A 14796-nucleotide genomic window follows, 5' to 3' on the forward strand; every position below is an offset into this window, starting at 1 on the left:
TCATGAGCCTCGATCGCGTTTCTCCCGGCAAGAAGCTGCCGGAAGACTTCAATGTCGTCATTGAAATCCCCATGAACGCCGACCCCGTCAAGTACGAGGTCGACAAGGAAACCGGCGCCGTCTTCGTGGACCGCTTCATGCTGACCGCCATGCACTACCCCTGCAACTACGGCTACATCCCGCAGACCCTTTCCGAAGACGGCGATCCGGCCGACGTGCTGGTGGTGACGCCGTTCCCGATCCAGGTCGGGGCGGTGGTGCGCTGCCGTGCCCTGGGCGTGCTCGAGATGGACGACGAGGCGGGCGGCGATGCCAAGCTGCTGGCCGTGCCTATCGACAAGCTGTACCCCCCGTACCGCAACATCAAGTCGTACGAGGACCTGCCCGCCGAGGATATCGGCCGCATCCAGCACTTCTTCGAGCACTACAAGGACCTCGAAAAAGGCAAGTGGGTCAAGGTCAAGGGCTGGAAGGGCGTCGAGGCCGCGCAGGAAGAAATCGTGCGCAGCGCCGAGCGCTACGGCAAGACCGCCTGAGGCCTTCCCGCCGCGCCAGGTAGCCAGGCCGCAATGCGTACCGCATTGCGGCCTGAGTCGTTTACAGGGCATCGGCGGCGCAAAAAAGGGATAAACTCGCGCATTGAATTCCATCCCTGCCGGCACGCCGGCATGTATTGAACAAGGTCACAGAACATGGATTACGTCTTCTCCCCGGCGCCGCCCGTCGCCGTGCCCGTCGCCGGCAGCGACGCCCGGTTTCCGGTGCGCCGCGTGTACTGTGTCGGCCGCAATTACGCCGAACATGCCAAGGAAATGGGCTTCACCGGCCGCGAAGACCCGTTCTTCTTCTGCAAGCCCGCCGACGCCATCGTGCCGGTGGCCGATGGCGAGACCGGTTCCATGCCGTATCCGCCCAAGACGTCCAACCTGCACTACGAAATGGAGCTGGTGGTCGTGCTGGGCAAGGGCGGCAAGAACATCCCGGTCGACCAGGCCAATGACTGCGTGTGGGGCTATGCCCTGGGCCTGGACATGACGCGCCGCGACCTGCAGGGCGAGGCGAAGAAGCAGGGCCGTCCCTGGGAAGTGGGCAAGGCCTTCGACCAGTCGGCGCCGCTGGGCCCCATCCACCCGCGCAGCGCGGTCGGCACGCTCGAGCGTGGCGCCATCTGGCTCGACGTCAACGGCCAGCGCAAGCAGTCCAGCGACATTTCGCAGATGATCTGGAACATCCCGGAAAGCATTTCCTATCTGTCCGGCCTGTTCGAGCTGCAGGCCGGCGACCTGATCTTCACCGGCACCCCCGAGGGCGTGGGCGCAGTCGTGCAGGGCGACCTGATGACCGGTGGCGTGGAAGGCCTGGGCGAGCTGCGCGTGCGCGTCGCCTGATACCCGTTTTCTTTGTTCGATCCAGGAGCTAGATCATGCGCGGAAAAGTCATGCTGACGGCGCTTATCGTTTTCGGTGTCGTGCTGCAAGGCTGCAATACCATGGCGGGCATGGGCAAGGACGTATCCCAGGCCGGCAACGCCATCACCTCGGCCGCCGAAAAATAAGCCCGGCGGCTGCATGAACGGCCCCCAGTGGGGGCCGTTTTTTTTCGCCGGCGCGCAGGGCCGATGCATGCGCGCGTCCGGGAGCATTTCGCCCACCTCGGCATCCGCGAATAGCCGCCGCGCGGCGGCGCCTCCACACTACAGCCTCTTGTTCACGGAATAGGGGCTAGGCATGATCCGCAGTATTTCCCGCCAGCGCGGCCAGGGGATGACCGAGTACATGACATGCCCTGAAACCCGCGTATTTGTTGGGTCTTGCTGTCCAAGTCTTTAGACTGTCTAAAACCCGGCGTCCAAAACTGGACGTTCATCCAGCCTTTTTCCGGGGCCCGGAGACCAGCTTGGGAGACTTGTCGCGCAGGTAGATTTGTGTGGTCCGGCGGTCGGTGTGGCCGAGCAGGCCTGTCGCGTCGCCACCCTGGCGATCCACCTCTGTTCCCGCCATGGCCCGAAGGTCGTGCAGGGTGACGTCCCCCACGCCGGCCTTGGAGGCGGCCAGCTTGAACGAGCGCCAGACATTCGAGTGCGCGCGCAACTTGCCGCCGCGGCCGGCCAGCAGATAGGTCATGTTGACCACTGGACCCGTCTCCTGCTCCGCGCGCTTGACGGCGTCGCGCAGCTCCGGCGTCCAGGCCACGACCAGCTGTTTCCCCGTCTTCTGCTGCCGGAAGTAGATGCCGTCGTCCCCCAGGTGGGCGCGCTCGATGGCCAGCACGTCGCCGATGCGCTGGCCCGTCAGATAGCACAGATCGAGTACGCACTGGAGCCAGGGCGCACATTCCTTGTAGATGGCCAGGTATTCAGCCTCCGAGATCAGCCGATCCCGCGGGCGCTGCTTGAAGCGCTTGACGCTGACGGTCGGGTCCATTTCGACGATCTGTCGATCCAAGGCCCATCTGTAGACCAGGCGCAGGACCGTCAGCATGCGGTTGGCCACCATCTGCCGGTCTTTGAAGCCGTCCATCATCTGCACGATGTCGCCGTGGCGAACCTGCTCGGGGCGAAACTCGGCGAACACCTCTTTCAGCAGCCTCGCGCAGTACTGGTACTGCTTGCTGGTCGATTCCTTGACGTCCTCCAGGATCGACGGCAGGGCCTTGTCGATGAGGTCAGGGACCCCGTCCTGCGGAGACCCCATGATGCGGGCGTACTCCAGCAGGGCGGACTTCAGATCGCCGCCCAGCCGCTGCCACTTACCCTGTTTGACCAGATAGTAGGCGCCGTGCTTGAGGTATACGCAGGGTGGGAGATCGCGGTTTTTCGTTCTTGGTCGCATAGCCTAAAGCAACCTCCATGGCCGAGCGGAGCACCACTGGGGTGCCATTTGGCCGAATCTTAAACGGGATGCCAAGCTCACGGAGGATTTCGACTTGGGAAGTCTTCCGGGTTTTCCCGGTGATCTCGGCAAGTTCATCAGGGGAGAGCGTCAGCATGTCGCCTCCTAGAAAAGCCGCCGCCCACTGCCATTGAGCCTGCACCCGGCACCATGGGGGACGAGGACGGAGGGTAGCCAACCGGGGACTGTGTTGCAGTATTCGTCGGTGGTCGGGCTGTCGGGGCACTGGCCTCGTTCGGCTTGGCCCTGCGTATTCCCAAGGCGAGCGGCATGGTCTGGAGGCGCTTCATCTTGTGGAATCACTCCCGGTGGTACGATCTTACTCAGACCTTGGGGAGGCATATGGATTTCGAGGCAACAAACTCTTTTTGCTATCAGTTTGCAAGGTATGTCGCCTTGCCAGAGATCCTCCAAATGCCACAAGTACAGGGGGGCGCAGAGTTCCGTTTGATCGAGCTCTCTCGGGAAGTAATTGCGCGACACTTGACCGACGAACAGCAGTCCGCCACTTTCATCCGCCCACAAGCGGGTGTGTCGGCGCAAGTTGGCCAGACGATCAGGTTCTATATTCCTTTTGTCGCCAAGAACACGAAGCAACTGATCAGTCTCGGGGGCGGCTTGTTTCGATTGCCGACTGCGGATGACATTAGCGAAGACGCTTTGGAGGCATCGGTAGCTGATGTCGAGAACGACTCGGACCCGACCGACCCCACAATCGATCAAGCCGGTACCGTTTACGCCTTCACCTTTCCGATGCTGAAACGGAACGGAGCGCCGTTCCCTATCAAAGTAGGACGGGCCACCGGCTCGCCAGAGGCCCGTATTGCCGTCCAATGTCGACAGTCCGCCGCGTTTGAGTCGCCAGAGATACTTCGGCTTTGGTCCACTCAGCGCGTACAAGCTCTGGAACGTGCAATTCACTCTGTGCTTCGTTGTCGAGGGAAATGGCGTGAGCACGCGCCCGGTAAGGAATGGTTTGATACCACCCTGGACGAAATTGAAGAGATTGTGCAGTTCATTGAGCGGCGCTGAACATATCGCCACAGGGGTAAAGAAACCGGGTCGAGTTTCAACGGGGCTTATTAACGGCTGCATCATTTGCTTCCTTCTGTTTGCCCAGGTGCTGCCAACAGCTTCGATTCGCTGGCGTGCTCAAGCACGGTGCGGCCACTGGGTAGCATGATCTGGCCCAGGAAGGCACCCTCAAACGACAGGATGCCGGTCTCGATGGCCATGACCTGGCCCTTGATCCAGTCGCGCAGGATGGAGTAGACCGCCACGCTGGCGATGTCCATGGCCTTCCGTTCATACTGGCGCTGGGTCCCGGCGCGCCGGCTGTTCCAGGGGTTCTTTTTCAGCCACGCCGCGGCGTAGCCTTTGGTCGAGGCTTTCACGCTGACCTGGCGGCCGTGGTACTCGAATTGCACCAGCAGCTCGCCGGCGGCATCGTCGATCATGCTCCCGAACTTGTTGCAGCCGAAGGCGCGCAGGAGTTTCTGAATCTCGCCCAGGGCCTTCTCGCCGCTCGTGGCGGTGCTGTAGGGTAGGGCCATCACTTCCCCTCCTGGATCTGCTGGGCAGATATGGCGGCGTCGAGCTGCTCGGCAATTCGATACAGATCGGCCACGGCCTGCTTTGCACCTTCCGCAGCTTCCAATCGGAGGGGATGGTCGCTGCTCAAATTGCTGGTCAAGCAATCAAGGATTGCCCCTGCGTTCCGTATGCGTTCCACATCCCCGCCGTCCGGCTTGTGCGCGGCCAGGGCGGCGCGCTCCAACGCCTCCCGAATTTTGACTTTGGCCTGGCCGAGCAGCCGCATGGCACGGGCCGGGTTGCGGTGCATGCACTCCGAGATCTGGGCGAACAGGGTATTGATGGCTTCGAGGTCGTAGCTCATGCTGACACTCCAAAATAGGTGGGGTACGATCGCTTCGCCACAGCAAGGCCTACATGGAGTGGGGCATGAGCGAGATAAAATTTAATGACTGGCGGCTGACCTGCTTTTGGGTAGCCATGACGGTAGCCGCAGCGATATTTGGATTTGTGGCTGGTTGGGGCTGGCGTGACCGACCGGACGCGTTGGCAGGCGTCAGTATTTTGAGTGCGATGACTGCGTTCGGAACTGTTGCGGCCGCGGCTGGCGCCGTGTGCATTGCGTACTGGCAGCATCGAAGTGCCGCCAACGAGCGATACCTCCGCGCAACGCACGCGGCTGCCGGCTCGTACCTTGTTATGGCGACGATGGCGGGAGAGTTGAATAGGCAAATGCCGCTGATTCGAGCTGCCGGGCAAGTTGGAACGTCGATAGAGGCCTTCGACGGCATTCGTACAACGATTGAATCGATCCGAAGCACCTACACTCTTCCCGATCCAGTATTGCTTAGCCCACTGGGCAAAAACTGCGGCCCAAGACTTGCCTCTGCGATCGGGCAGCTCGGCGTGCTGATCAAGCTGCTTGATGTATCCAGACCATACTTTGAGCCTGGAAACAGAGAGAGCCAAGATCGTCAGCAGGACTTTGGAATCATCCTCGGCGTTTTGCATGCTGTTATTCAGCATTTGCGATACGTGTCCCAACAGTGCCAGCTGGTAGCATTGCCATTGGACAGTCCCCATGCGGAGGCTTGATGTGGCGAGACTCATATCGTGCGGGCCTCTCCCATCTCTGCCTTGATCGGCGTCTGCTGCAGCAGATCAAGCTGATCGTCGGGGTCGGCGATGTCCATGGTTCGGCGCAGCACCGGCATGTCCATCTTCAGCTTGGCCAGCGTGCTGCCCATGACCGGTTTGATGTACTTCAGCGCGATGTGCAGCTCGCGCAGGCTGTCCAGCGGTAGCTCGCGGCCGTGGCGCGTGCAGAACATCTCGAAGTGCCAGATCACGCCCTCGATGGCACCGGCGGCGTCGTACCATTCGCCGTCGCCAGCCTGGAAGATCGGATTGCCTTTGCCGTCCACGTCGACAGTGCCGTCGATCTCCAGGCGGTCGATGATGGCCTCCACCGGCCGCAGCACCAGGTCGCTGGCCACCAGCATGGGGGCGTGCTTGGCGCGCTGCCGGTAGGGCTTGTTGCGCCGCTTCTCGCGGCGCGCCTTGCGGTAGGGGTTGCTCATGCCGCCTCCTTCAGCGCAGCCGCACCGGCGCGGCCCTGCTCGATCCAGTAAACGGTGAAGGCCTCGCTGGGGGCGGCCGGCGCCGCCTTGAGCGTGCCCAGCAGCAGCACGGTGTCGATATCGCCGTCGGCGGCCAGGGCGTCGAGCAGCCCCAGGATCTCGGAGCGGCCCGCCAGGTTCAGACAGTCGAATCTGTCCAGGATGGCGCAGCGCAGGCCCGACAGGTGGGCGATAGCGAGCGCCAGCAGGGCGTCGGTGCGCCAGCGCTCCGACTCGGACAGCAGGCGGTAGACGCGGCCACCGGCCGTGATGGTCATGTCGCCGTCGATCCTGACGACCGGCCAACCGGCACATTCCGACAGGGCCAGCAGCTCGTCGTTGACCGGCTGCAGGGCCTTGGCCAGGATCTCGCCGGGGATGCCGTCGGGCGACAACGCGGCGCCGATGGCGTCCCAGGCCATGACCTCGGCGTGATATTCCGCGGCGTTCCGGGTGCGCTGTGCTGCGCCGACGGCCGCCTGCTTGGCCGCCAACAGAGCGTCAACCCGAGCTTGGGCGGCGCCGCGCTCGGTGCGCAGGCCGGCCAGGTGGGCGCGGGCGGCTGCCACGTCTTCGTCGGCCACCGCTTCGGGAGCGGCGCGCGATTTCAGGTCTTCGGCAGCGGCTTCGGCGGCGGCGATATCGCGTCGGCAGTTCTCGGCGGCCCGGGCCGACAGGTCGCGGGCTTCGATAGCCTTGGGTAGCGCGGCGGAGGCCTCGGGATCACCATCGCCGTCGAGATGGCCGTACTGTTCGATGTACGCCTTCAGCGCAGCCTGGGCGGCACGGTCTTCCGCGGTAACAGTCTCGATCTCGATGAAGCCCAGCAGATAGTCCACGGCGCGCGCCAGGTCGTGCACCAGCCCCTGCCGCGGCCCCGTGCCTGCCTTGGCCTGCAGTTCCTGCACCTTGGCCGTCCAGGTAGCCAGGTCCTGCTGGTCGCATTCCAGCTTGGCGCGCAGCGAATCCAGCCGGCCGGCGCGCTCCTGCAGGGCCGCAAGCTGATCGTTCTGCCCCTGGTATGCGCGCAGCTGCTGCTCCAGACCGCCCACGGCCTTGGCGGCGGCCTCCATGCGGACCTCGATCGCGGCCAGCTCGGTCTGGGCGGCGGCCAGGCCGGCCCCGTCGTAGGCCGGCACCTCGGCCTGCCAGGTTTCGCCTTTCTGGCTGCCCCAGGTCTCGTTGGTGACGCCGCGCCACGCGCCCTTGGCCTCGGTCGCTTGCTTCTTGGCGAACTCGGCGCCGGCGGCAAAGCCGCTGCGCAGGATCGGCTTCATCTGTGCCACCAGCACCTTGTGGCAGCCGCGCTCCAGCAGTCGGCGCTCGATCTCGTCGGGCGTGGCGCGCGTGCCGGTCAGGGTGAACAGCAGTTGTCGGCGGTCGTCGGGCTTGGCGGCGGCAAAGAGTTCGGGCGATAGCACATAGGGCAGGGCCGGGCTGGGGGGCACGGCTTCTTCGCCGTTGCGCTTGCCGCTGGGCAGCGTGATCGCCACCGGCGCGCCGTCGACGTCCACGGCCACCGAGCCCAGCTTGGCACCGTCGCGCACGACCTGGCCGAGTTCCTTTTTCAGGCTAACGCGCTCGGCGCTGCCCAGCAGGGCCATGCGCACGGCCTCGGCGATGGTGGACTTGCCGGCGTAGTTGTCGCCGGTGATAAATCCGATGGGCGTGGGCAGCGGCAGCTCGGCCGACTGGACGCCCTGGAAGTTGGACACGGAAAGGTTGGTCAGGCGCATGGCTTGCCCCTCATTCCGGAGCCGCCATGCGGCGGCGCTGCTGGACGGGGCGCTGGCCAGAGGCCTGGCCGGCGGCGGCCTGCTGCTCGGCTAGCGCTGCCTGCTGGATGGCCTGGCGCCGCTTTTCGTACACCTGCTCGAGGTGCGCCTGGGCCAGGGCGTCCAGCACGCCGCCAATCGAATCGGCCGCCAAGTCGAGCACCTTCAGGTCCTTGGCCGCCATCAGTTGCGCCTCGACCTGGGCCGGATCCAGGCCGGCGTCATCGGTGCCCGCGAGCGTGCCCTGCGCGCCGTCCTCCCGAGAGGCAGGGGCGGCCGCTGCCGCACCCTGCGCCGGTTTACCGGCCTCGGCTTGCGCCTTCGCGGGGGAGGAGTTCAGTACTTCGCCGGTCTCGGGGTCGACGTCGGCGACGTCGGCCGGCTGGCGACGGGCCGCGGCGCTGGCCGTCGCCTGGGCCGCGCGCAGCTCATCGACGTTCACGCTGATCGTGCCGTCCGGGCCGGTGGTGGCTTCGATGATGTCCTGGGCTTCCTCGACGGTCTGCAGGCCCATCAGCAGCTCGGGGGCGTACAGCTTGCCGAAGAAGCTGGCCGTGCGGTAGCGCAGCATGACCTCGTCCATGGTCTGCCACTTGCTGCCGTTCTTCGTGTACCAACCTTCCTTGACCGCCATTTCGATCGACACGGCCGGAGACTCCAGGCGTTCGCCGGTTTCCTTCTCGATGGCCCAGGCGATGCACACCTTGTCGGTGATTTCGACTTGGTCGACCTTGGTGCGACGCTGGCTGTCCTCCCAGTACGTCGACTTGTACTCGACCGTCTTGGCGCCCAGCACCTTGATGTCAAAGCGCAGCGGCGAGAAGCGGCCGCAGCCGTTGATGGCCGCGATGATCCACTGCGAGGACCAGGACGGACGCCCCTCGACGATGTAGAGGTTCTGCATGACCATCAGCGGGTCGGCGCCCATACGCTGCGCCATGTTCAGCGCTACGACGGAGTTGGCGAGGGCGTTCGGGTTCTCGCGGCTTTCCTTGACGTTGCCGTAGCGGTCCAGCTTCTCGATGGTCTTGCGGTAGGCGGCCGGCACCAGCGTGCTGCTGGACAGGAGATTGGCCGCGCGCTGCATCAGCTCGAAGCTCTGCAGGCTGCCGAAGCCGGGCGCGACGGTCGGCAGGTTGGATTCCGCCGGCGCGCGCAGGGATTGGACATTGGTGCTTTGGGACATGGACTTATCCTTTGAACTTGCAGGTGGAATGGCGCGGGCAGTATTTCGCCGAGCACAGGTAGGACTTCGGGTTGCCGTAGAAGCTGCCGGAGTGGATGAGGCGGGAGGCGTGTTCGAGTAGCCCCGGGCTGTCGTCGGTGCCCACCAGCGCGCCGCGCGCTTCGACGATCTCGCCGGTGCCGACCCGCTGGGCGGCGGCTGTTTTGCCGGTCTGCAGGCCGATGATCTGCGCGGGCGCGGTCAGCGGCTCGCCTATCGAGAACTCCGCCAGCAGCTCGTAGACGCCCATCTGCGGGCCATGGCCGGCGGTGGCCACGCGGCCGTCGGCGCCCACGGCAGTCTTGCCGCTCTTCAGGTCAGCGATACCCAGGCGGCCATCGGCGACGCGGCGCACGCGGTCGGTCGTTCCGGTCAGCGCCAGGCCCAGGTCGGTGATCTCCAGGCGCTCGCACGTCAGCTCGATGGCGACGTAATCCTGGTGAGGCGCGATCTCCGTGCAGTAGCGGGTGTGCAGGGCAAGCGCGACGCGCTCGGCGTCCGACGGCTTCGCGTCCTCCCAGTCGACCTCTTCCATGGTGCCGTGCAGGACGTCCACCAGCGCGCCGGCGGCGTCGTCGGCGCTGATCGGGCTGCCATCAAGCTTTGCCTGGTCGAACGCCGCGGTGCCGGCGTGGATGGCCGTGCCGAGGCGCGAGGCGGCCGACGACGGCATGCGCATCTTCAAGATGTGCTTCGCCTCCCAGCGCGCCGGACAGTCGAAGAGTTCGGCCAGGCTGGACGCCCGAATGGGGATGATCGGCTTTTGCATGGTCAGAACCCCGCCGCGTGGCCAACGAGCGGCACGATGATGAAAAGGAGGGCGGCGACGAGGGCCGCGCCAATCCAGGCACGACGGGGGATGCGACGGCTGTCGGGCGCCCAGTTGCCGCCCCAGTCGCTGGTGCGCTGGGCGCGGCCGGTCCAGTTGCTGCTCGAGCGGTCGATGCCGCCGGGCCAGTTGGTCGTGTTCATGCCAGTTGCTCCAGCCGCTCGAGGGCGCGGGACAGCGCGTTGTCAGCGCATTCCTGCGCCGCTTCATACGTGACGCTGATATCGGACAAGGCAGCGGCATAAAGCGTCAGCCAGACGTGCTGCTGCATGTTCAGGCCCGTCGGGACGCCGTAGGCGCCAGCTGCATTGACCTGGTCGCGCGTGGGGTCGTAGATGGCCGGCTGCGGGAAGGCGGAGAGAAAGGCGAAGTCGCTCATGCCTGCTCTCCCTTGGCCTTGGCGATGGCGGCGCGACCGGCGGCTTTGGCGGCATCTTCCGCCTGCTCGATCTGCTGCAGAAGCCGCTCGTGGTCGTCGTGCTCGACGTCGCTCATAGCAAGTCGTGCGTACGCGGTGTCAACCTGGGCGCGCTTCTCCAGCGCTTCCAGCAGTTCCGGCGCACCGGCCGCCCGCAGAGCGGCCGCCGCGATGGCCTGGCTCGAGCCGTTGCCATGCGCGTAGCGCTGGCAGGCTGCTTGGAATTGTTCGTCGAGCGCGGCGCGCTCGATCATGATGGCTGTCGTCATGCGTCGCTCCTGAACAGGGCCATGACGCGGTCGCCCAGCACGGCCAGCGGGTAGGCGGCCAGCAGGCCGCAGGCGGTGAAGAGAAGGGCGGCCGTCACTGCAGCGTCTCCAGCTGCTCGGCGGTCATGTCGGCCAGCAGCTTGCGGGCGCGCTTGAGCAGTTCGGCCTGCAGGGCGGCAATGCCGGGCCCGCAGCGGTCGCGGTCGAAATGCCAGGTAGTCATGGCGGCCAGGGCGACCTGGCCCATGTGCTCGGCGCCGATGTCGGCGAAGGATTCCGCCCACCATTCCAGCGTCTCGCCGTAGGCGCGGTCGATCCGGCCGGCGAACAGGTCGAAGATCGGGCCCAGGACGCGGTCGTCGCTCAGCTCGAGGACCTTGACGCCGCGGTCCCGCTGCAGCTCGCCAGGCGCTGCGACGCGGGTGGCGTCGTCAGGCAAGGCGGCAAAGTTGATCTGCATGGTGTTCTCCCATTCGCTGGCCCGGCGGGCCGATTGGTAGCGCGATGGGAGAATGTTAGGCGAAGCCTTATTTAAAGTAAATAGGCAAAGCCTTATTTATTTGTAACGCGCAACAAAAAACCGCCCGAAGGCGGCCGTGTATGGCAACTCGACACCTAAGCGATCAGGCGCCCGAGCTGGGGGAACAAAAGTCGATGGTGCGCTGGCCACCGCCGAACTGAGCTTTCACGCGTCTCCACATAGAAAGGCATTCCGGATCGACCTGCTTACCATCAGCAGCATCTTGCTCATCCTGGCAGAGCTGAACCAGACCACGAAGTTGCGGAGGTTCGTCGGACTCTATGGCGTGGTACTCGTTCCTGAGCTGCTTGATTGTCTGTGACTCGTTGTCGGCCAGTGCGACTTTGCACAACAGGGCATTGAAGCGACTGGCCAGTCCGCCGTGACGGCCGGCCATCCCTGGGCAATCAACCACTATGGTCGCAATCGTGAACAGGCCGCTTACGATCGCGGCGGCCATCGTGAAATAGCTGGCATCAAAGCCTATGGAGGCGAGCGCAATCAGCGATACCGCCTTTGCCGAGGCATCCACTACACGGTAGAAACCTTCACGTTTCCTGTGGTAATTGATGCTGAGCTTGGCGTCATATTCGATCTCGCTGATTGAGTCTGCCATTTTTATCTTCCGTTAGAACCGCCGCCACTACCGCCGCCAGAGCCGCCATCTCGCCGAGGCTGAACGCGCGATATTGTCGTGTCTTTATGCCTGATCTCACCCTGCCGGTGGTTAGGCGTTAAAGGCTGCCGCTGATCTTGTCGGCGATCATGGCTTGGCGCTGGGATCGGTCTGCTGCCCCTATCAGGCTTTGTGGCCATTATTGCTTCTCCTCTGAAAATTATCTATGCCCAGATTTGGGCGGGCGAGTCCATTCCTCGTGGTCAATCAATTCGAGCGGGTGAATTTCGTCGTTGCGGGCGGGTGAGTTCAATGGCCTTTGTCATCTATCGTGGGGCTGTATGAAATCCCGTGTGCTCGCAGCTTTTCTATCGCTGCCGTCCTGGCCTCTTCCAGTGCTTTAGCGTTCCTTGATACCTTTCCGACCGCTGCTTGGCAGGCCTTGAAATTCTCTGAGCAATCGGCAGCCGGGTCCACTAGGCTTGCAAGCGCGATAACGGACACCCCAAAGTTCGCGGCGTCGTCTGACACGCCCTCCCCAGCAAAGAAGCGGTCCGTCTCGATGGCCAGCGCACCAAGTACTTCAGATGCTACGTCAATCGCAAATCTGCAGTTTCTGAACATCGGAGTGCCAGCAATGGATCCGGCCCCCTCACAGACAAGTCCGACTTTTGCCCCGCGGCTCAATTGCGCTGCGCGCTCCGCGGCGTTGGAGTCTAGGATCGCCTGCGGGTTCAACAGGCGATCACCTTTGAAGACCAGATACGGTGTATTCCCGATTCCACTCTTGATGGCATCCACCGTGCCGACTAAAACCAGACGCTTGCCGAAATACTTGCGGTCGCCTGCTACCTCGTTTGCCCGATACGCCTTCACCACATCATTCACCGTGAGTGATTCGTCGATTTGGGCGAGCCGGCCTGTTAATGACTCCTGTCCTTGAGAGAAGGCTATCGTGTCATCCATGGTCAGATAGGTGACGATTTCAATCTCGGACTGGCTGGGCTTGTATTGAGCGTGAGCCTGGCTCGAAAAGAAGCTGACCAGGATAGCGGCTAGAAATACAATTCGCATTTGGTCACATGGATGGAAAAAATCAGAAGTCCTCGCTGCGCCATACCTTCAGCACGCGGCCAAACACTTCAAATTCCATGGTCGAATCGATCACCCAATCGCGATAGGCACTGTTCTCTGATATCGCCAGGAGGCCCTTCCCAGGCACGCGCTGCAAGCGCTTGATGAAGCCCTCATTGCCCACGCGGAAGAAGTAGACCGCATCGAATTCCACGGACCGGACACTTGCATCCACGATCAGCGGATCGCCGGGATTGAACATTGGGCGCATGGAATCGCCGAAGCCGGTGACCAGGCAAAGACTGCTCGCCGAGGCAAAACCGCGCACGTTCTTTTCCAGCCACTCTCGGCTCACCCGCCAGCTTTCGATAATCCCCGGCTGATCTCTTAACTCCACTCCAGCCGCTCCCATCCTGCCACCTGTGTCATATTGACTGATGGTAACGGAAGTTGACGGCTGGTGTGAAAGTGGGGTTAACCCGGCTGCGTGCTCGGCTTGGATGTCATCGGCAAGCGGGGCTGCCGGCCATTCCCGTAGGCCCCAGTGCTCGGGCCCAACCACGTCGGCGAAGTACTGCCACAGCTTCGGCAGCTTGTCCTTCGCAATGACGCCGCGCTTGATCCAGTCCTGCACGGAAGGGGGTTTCACGCCGAACTCGGCCGCTACGGCCTTCTGCGTGACCCCTTTCTTTTTGATGGCAGCGCGTATCGCTTGCCCGAGTTGTTCGCCAGTAAGCATTGCCTAATTTCGCCTGTCCGGCTCAGATACGGCAATGCCTGTTGTCAAAAATTAGGCTAAGCCTTATTATTCGGGCATGAACGAGACCATGATGCGCGCCGCCGACGCGTGCGGAGGCCAGGCCAAATTGGCCCGTCTCATCGGCGTCACGAACCCGACCGTCAACCAGTGGGTGCGGGGCGTCCGCCCTGTACCGATCGAGCGTTGCCCGGACATCGAACGGGCGACTGCGGGTGCAGTCACGCGCCGCGATCTGCGCCCCGATGATTGGGAGCGGATCTGGCCGGAACTGGCTGAGGTCTCCCATGCGTGAATGGATTCTCATCTTTCACGCATCCGCGCTGCTCGCCCTGACGGTCAGCTTGATCGTCTTGGCGCGGCGCCTGCTCGAGCTGCACAAAGAGATGGTGGCTTCGCGTTCCATCTTCAGAGCCAACCATTGTTCGAATGGACCGTCGCGTGCCACTGACGAAGGCACGTCGATGGCCACCTCCATCTCTGAAGCCCACTCATGGGCAGGGGAGTAGGTGGCATGGCCTTTCATGAAGTCCGTGCTAACTCGCGCGACCATTCCCCCCTCGACGGCAATGCGCTCAAAGCGGGCCGGCAATCGACCCGGATAGATTTCCAGGATTGCCAGGAAGAATCCGTCCTCAGTCAGCAGGCGGACGTGCACTGTCGGCTGTTCAGCGGCTTGCATGCGGTGGTAGGTCATTCCTGCGTAGGTCGCAGCGATGACGCCACCGAGCGCTCCAATCAAGCTCAAGTAGTCCAAACGAGTTCCCCCGGCGTAGAAAAGGGTGGCGTAGGAACCCCCGATTCTACGTCTGGCGGGAACACAGTGGAGGTGCCCCATGCGTGACCCCGACCCGAAGGACGACAGGGTGCCAATAGGCCCCCTCGATGTTTGATTTTTTCCGGAGAAATCGATGAACGAGACAGTGAAAGCCGGGCAGATTCCTGCCGGCATCCAGCAGGCCATTGTGGGAGCCGCCTTGGGCGCGGCAATCAACGCTTTGAGTGACGGCCTCTCTGCGGTGATTGCGTCGGAGCATGCCCGTACAGCGGACGAAGCCGGTGTCCGGGCATGGCAATAGGCCTCTGGATTCAGTCGTTCGGCCCCTTCTTCGTCTTGAGCTCGGCGAGTGTCTCGATAAAGCCCCAGTACGCCCCGGCCAAATGTCTGCCGCCTTGTTCCGTTGCAGGTGCGGCTTGGAACAGATTGGGCTGTTTGGCTATCAGGTTGATGAGTTCGGCGCGTGCATACGCATATTCGTCTTTCGTCATG

At 63.3% G+C, this 14796-nt stretch carries 24 protein-coding genes; 7 read left to right on the forward strand and 17 right to left on the reverse strand.

Translation table 11 applies throughout. From position 1 onward, the window contains the following. The first annotated feature begins 2 nt into the window (after positions 1–2). From ppa to ACKTT0_RS17475, 3 genes are all read left to right on the forward strand, one after another. Positions 3–536, forward strand: coding sequence for an inorganic diphosphatase (gene ppa, locus ACKTT0_RS17465; protein ID WP_407851063.1), 534 nt, complete (start codon positions 3–5; stop codon positions 534–536). A 156-nt stretch (positions 537–692) separates the two neighbouring features. After that, positions 693–1388, forward strand: a complete 696-nt coding sequence (locus tag ACKTT0_RS17470) for a fumarylacetoacetate hydrolase family protein (RefSeq protein ID WP_407851064.1) — start codon at positions 693–695, stop codon at positions 1386–1388. Between the two features lie 35 nt (positions 1389–1423). Then, complete coding sequence (locus ACKTT0_RS17475) at positions 1424–1555, forward strand: entericidin A/B family lipoprotein (protein WP_028353470.1); 132 nt, start codon at positions 1424–1426, stop codon at positions 1553–1555. Between the two features lie 307 nt (positions 1556–1862). On the opposite strand, the gene ACKTT0_RS17480 is transcribed toward ACKTT0_RS17475, so the two are convergent. Both ACKTT0_RS17480 and ACKTT0_RS17485 read right to left on the reverse strand, forming a co-directional pair. Further along, positions 1863–2831 carry a tyrosine-type recombinase/integrase gene (locus tag ACKTT0_RS17480; protein ID WP_094806336.1) on the reverse strand — a complete coding sequence of 323 codons (969 nt, stop codon included), beginning with the start codon at positions 2829–2831 and terminating at the stop codon, positions 1863–1865. Continuing rightward, on the reverse strand, positions 2749–2988 hold the full coding sequence (locus ACKTT0_RS17485; RefSeq protein ID WP_081760358.1) for a DUF4224 domain-containing protein: 240 nt from the start codon (positions 2986–2988) through the stop codon (positions 2749–2751). Before ACKTT0_RS17485 ends, ACKTT0_RS17480 begins: the two co-directional genes overlap by 83 nt. A gap of 245 nt (positions 2989–3233) precedes the next feature. On the opposite strand from ACKTT0_RS17485, the gene ACKTT0_RS17490 reads away from it, so the two are divergent. Next, positions 3234–3923 carry a GIY-YIG nuclease family protein gene (locus ACKTT0_RS17490; RefSeq protein WP_407851065.1) on the forward strand — a complete coding sequence of 230 codons (690 nt, stop codon included), beginning with the start codon at positions 3234–3236 and terminating at the stop codon, positions 3921–3923. A 62-nt stretch (positions 3924–3985) separates the two neighbouring features. Here ACKTT0_RS17490 and ACKTT0_RS17495 read toward each other — a convergent pair whose 3' ends face one another. Both ACKTT0_RS17495 and ACKTT0_RS17500 read right to left on the reverse strand, forming a co-directional pair. Further along, positions 3986–4444 (reverse strand): hypothetical protein, encoded by a 459-nt coding sequence (locus tag ACKTT0_RS17495; protein WP_407851066.1) that lies wholly within the window; start codon positions 4442–4444, stop codon positions 3986–3988. Next, positions 4444–4788 carry a hypothetical protein gene (locus ACKTT0_RS17500; protein WP_407851067.1) on the reverse strand — a complete coding sequence of 115 codons (345 nt, stop codon included), beginning with the start codon at positions 4786–4788 and terminating at the stop codon, positions 4444–4446. Before ACKTT0_RS17500 ends, ACKTT0_RS17495 begins: the two co-directional genes overlap by 1 nt. A gap of 65 nt (positions 4789–4853) precedes the next feature. Between ACKTT0_RS17500 and ACKTT0_RS17505 the strand changes: the two genes are divergently transcribed. After that, positions 4854–5519, forward strand: a complete 666-nt coding sequence (locus ACKTT0_RS17505; RefSeq protein ID WP_407851068.1) for a hypothetical protein — start codon at positions 4854–4856, stop codon at positions 5517–5519. Between the two features lie 11 nt (positions 5520–5530). On the opposite strand, the gene ACKTT0_RS17510 is transcribed toward ACKTT0_RS17505, so the two are convergent. The 11 genes from ACKTT0_RS17510 to ACKTT0_RS17560 all read right to left on the reverse strand — a co-directional run bounded on the left by ACKTT0_RS17510 (position 5531) and on the right by ACKTT0_RS17560 (position 13508). After that, a complete protein-coding gene (locus ACKTT0_RS17510) occupies positions 5531–6004 on the reverse strand; it encodes a hypothetical protein (protein WP_407851069.1) in 474 nt (157 codons plus the stop codon). Beyond that, positions 6001–7779: an AAA family ATPase gene (locus tag ACKTT0_RS17515; protein WP_407851070.1), complete on the reverse strand. Its 1779-nt coding sequence runs from the start codon at positions 7777–7779 to the stop codon at positions 6001–6003. The genes ACKTT0_RS17510 and ACKTT0_RS17515 overlap by 4 nt, the downstream gene beginning before the upstream one ends. Positions 7780–7789: 10 nt before the next feature. Further along, positions 7790–9004: a hypothetical protein gene (locus tag ACKTT0_RS17520; protein WP_407851071.1), complete on the reverse strand. Its 1215-nt coding sequence runs from the start codon at positions 9002–9004 to the stop codon at positions 7790–7792. Between the two features lie 4 nt (positions 9005–9008). After that, positions 9009–9812 carry a RecB family exonuclease gene (locus ACKTT0_RS17525; RefSeq protein WP_407851072.1) on the reverse strand — a complete coding sequence of 268 codons (804 nt, stop codon included), beginning with the start codon at positions 9810–9812 and terminating at the stop codon, positions 9009–9011. Positions 9813–9814: 2 nt separating this feature from the next. Beyond that, entirely contained in the window at positions 9815–10015 is a 201-nt protein-coding gene (locus ACKTT0_RS17530; protein ID WP_407851073.1) for a hypothetical protein, read from the reverse strand. Next, positions 10012–10251 carry a hypothetical protein gene (locus ACKTT0_RS17535; RefSeq protein WP_407851074.1) on the reverse strand — a complete coding sequence of 80 codons (240 nt, stop codon included), beginning with the start codon at positions 10249–10251 and terminating at the stop codon, positions 10012–10014. The genes ACKTT0_RS17530 and ACKTT0_RS17535 overlap by 4 nt, the downstream gene beginning before the upstream one ends. Continuing rightward, positions 10248–10559, reverse strand: coding sequence for a hypothetical protein (locus ACKTT0_RS17540; RefSeq protein WP_407851075.1), 312 nt, complete (start codon positions 10557–10559; stop codon positions 10248–10250). The genes ACKTT0_RS17535 and ACKTT0_RS17540 overlap by 4 nt, the downstream gene beginning before the upstream one ends. A gap of 94 nt (positions 10560–10653) precedes the next feature. After that, positions 10654–11019, reverse strand: coding sequence for a hypothetical protein (locus tag ACKTT0_RS17545; RefSeq protein WP_407851076.1), 366 nt, complete (start codon positions 11017–11019; stop codon positions 10654–10656). Positions 11020–11182: 163 nt separating this feature from the next. Continuing rightward, on the reverse strand, positions 11183–11695 hold the full coding sequence (locus ACKTT0_RS17550) for a hypothetical protein (protein WP_407851077.1): 513 nt from the start codon (positions 11693–11695) through the stop codon (positions 11183–11185). A gap of 309 nt (positions 11696–12004) precedes the next feature. Then, positions 12005–12769 (reverse strand): OB-fold protein, encoded by a 765-nt coding sequence (locus ACKTT0_RS17555; RefSeq protein WP_407851078.1) that lies wholly within the window; start codon positions 12767–12769, stop codon positions 12005–12007. 22 nt (positions 12770–12791) lie between these two features. Beyond that, positions 12792–13508 (reverse strand): LexA family transcriptional regulator, encoded by a 717-nt coding sequence (locus tag ACKTT0_RS17560; RefSeq protein WP_407851079.1) that lies wholly within the window; start codon positions 13506–13508, stop codon positions 12792–12794. Between the two features lie 76 nt (positions 13509–13584). Between ACKTT0_RS17560 and ACKTT0_RS17565 the strand changes: the two genes are divergently transcribed. After that, the gene (locus ACKTT0_RS17565; protein WP_407851080.1) at positions 13585–13821 is read left to right on the forward strand and encodes a transcriptional regulator; all 237 of its coding nucleotides are present in this window, start codon (positions 13585–13587) and stop codon (positions 13819–13821) included. A gap of 15 nt (positions 13822–13836) precedes the next feature. Here ACKTT0_RS17565 and ACKTT0_RS17570 read toward each other — a convergent pair whose 3' ends face one another. Beyond that, positions 13837–14283 (reverse strand): hypothetical protein, encoded by a 447-nt coding sequence (locus tag ACKTT0_RS17570; protein ID WP_407851081.1) that lies wholly within the window; start codon positions 14281–14283, stop codon positions 13837–13839. 154 nt (positions 14284–14437) lie between these two features. Here ACKTT0_RS17570 and ACKTT0_RS17575 point away from each other — a divergent pair, with 154 nt between their 5' ends. Beyond that, the gene (locus ACKTT0_RS17575) at positions 14438–14605 is read left to right on the forward strand and encodes a hypothetical protein (RefSeq protein ID WP_170947041.1); all 168 of its coding nucleotides are present in this window, start codon (positions 14438–14440) and stop codon (positions 14603–14605) included. Between the two features lie 10 nt (positions 14606–14615). Here the strand turns inward: ACKTT0_RS17575 and ACKTT0_RS17580 are convergent, their stop codons facing one another. After that, a complete protein-coding gene (locus tag ACKTT0_RS17580) occupies positions 14616–14795 on the reverse strand; it encodes a hypothetical protein (RefSeq protein WP_094806350.1) in 180 nt (59 codons plus the stop codon). Position 14796: the final 1 nt, after the last annotated feature.

Origin of the sequence: Bordetella saccharivorans (assembly GCF_045862855.1) — a bacterium.
In the GTDB taxonomy this organism is placed as follows: domain Bacteria; phylum Pseudomonadota; class Gammaproteobacteria; order Burkholderiales; family Burkholderiaceae_B; genus Bordetella_A; species Bordetella_A petrii_F.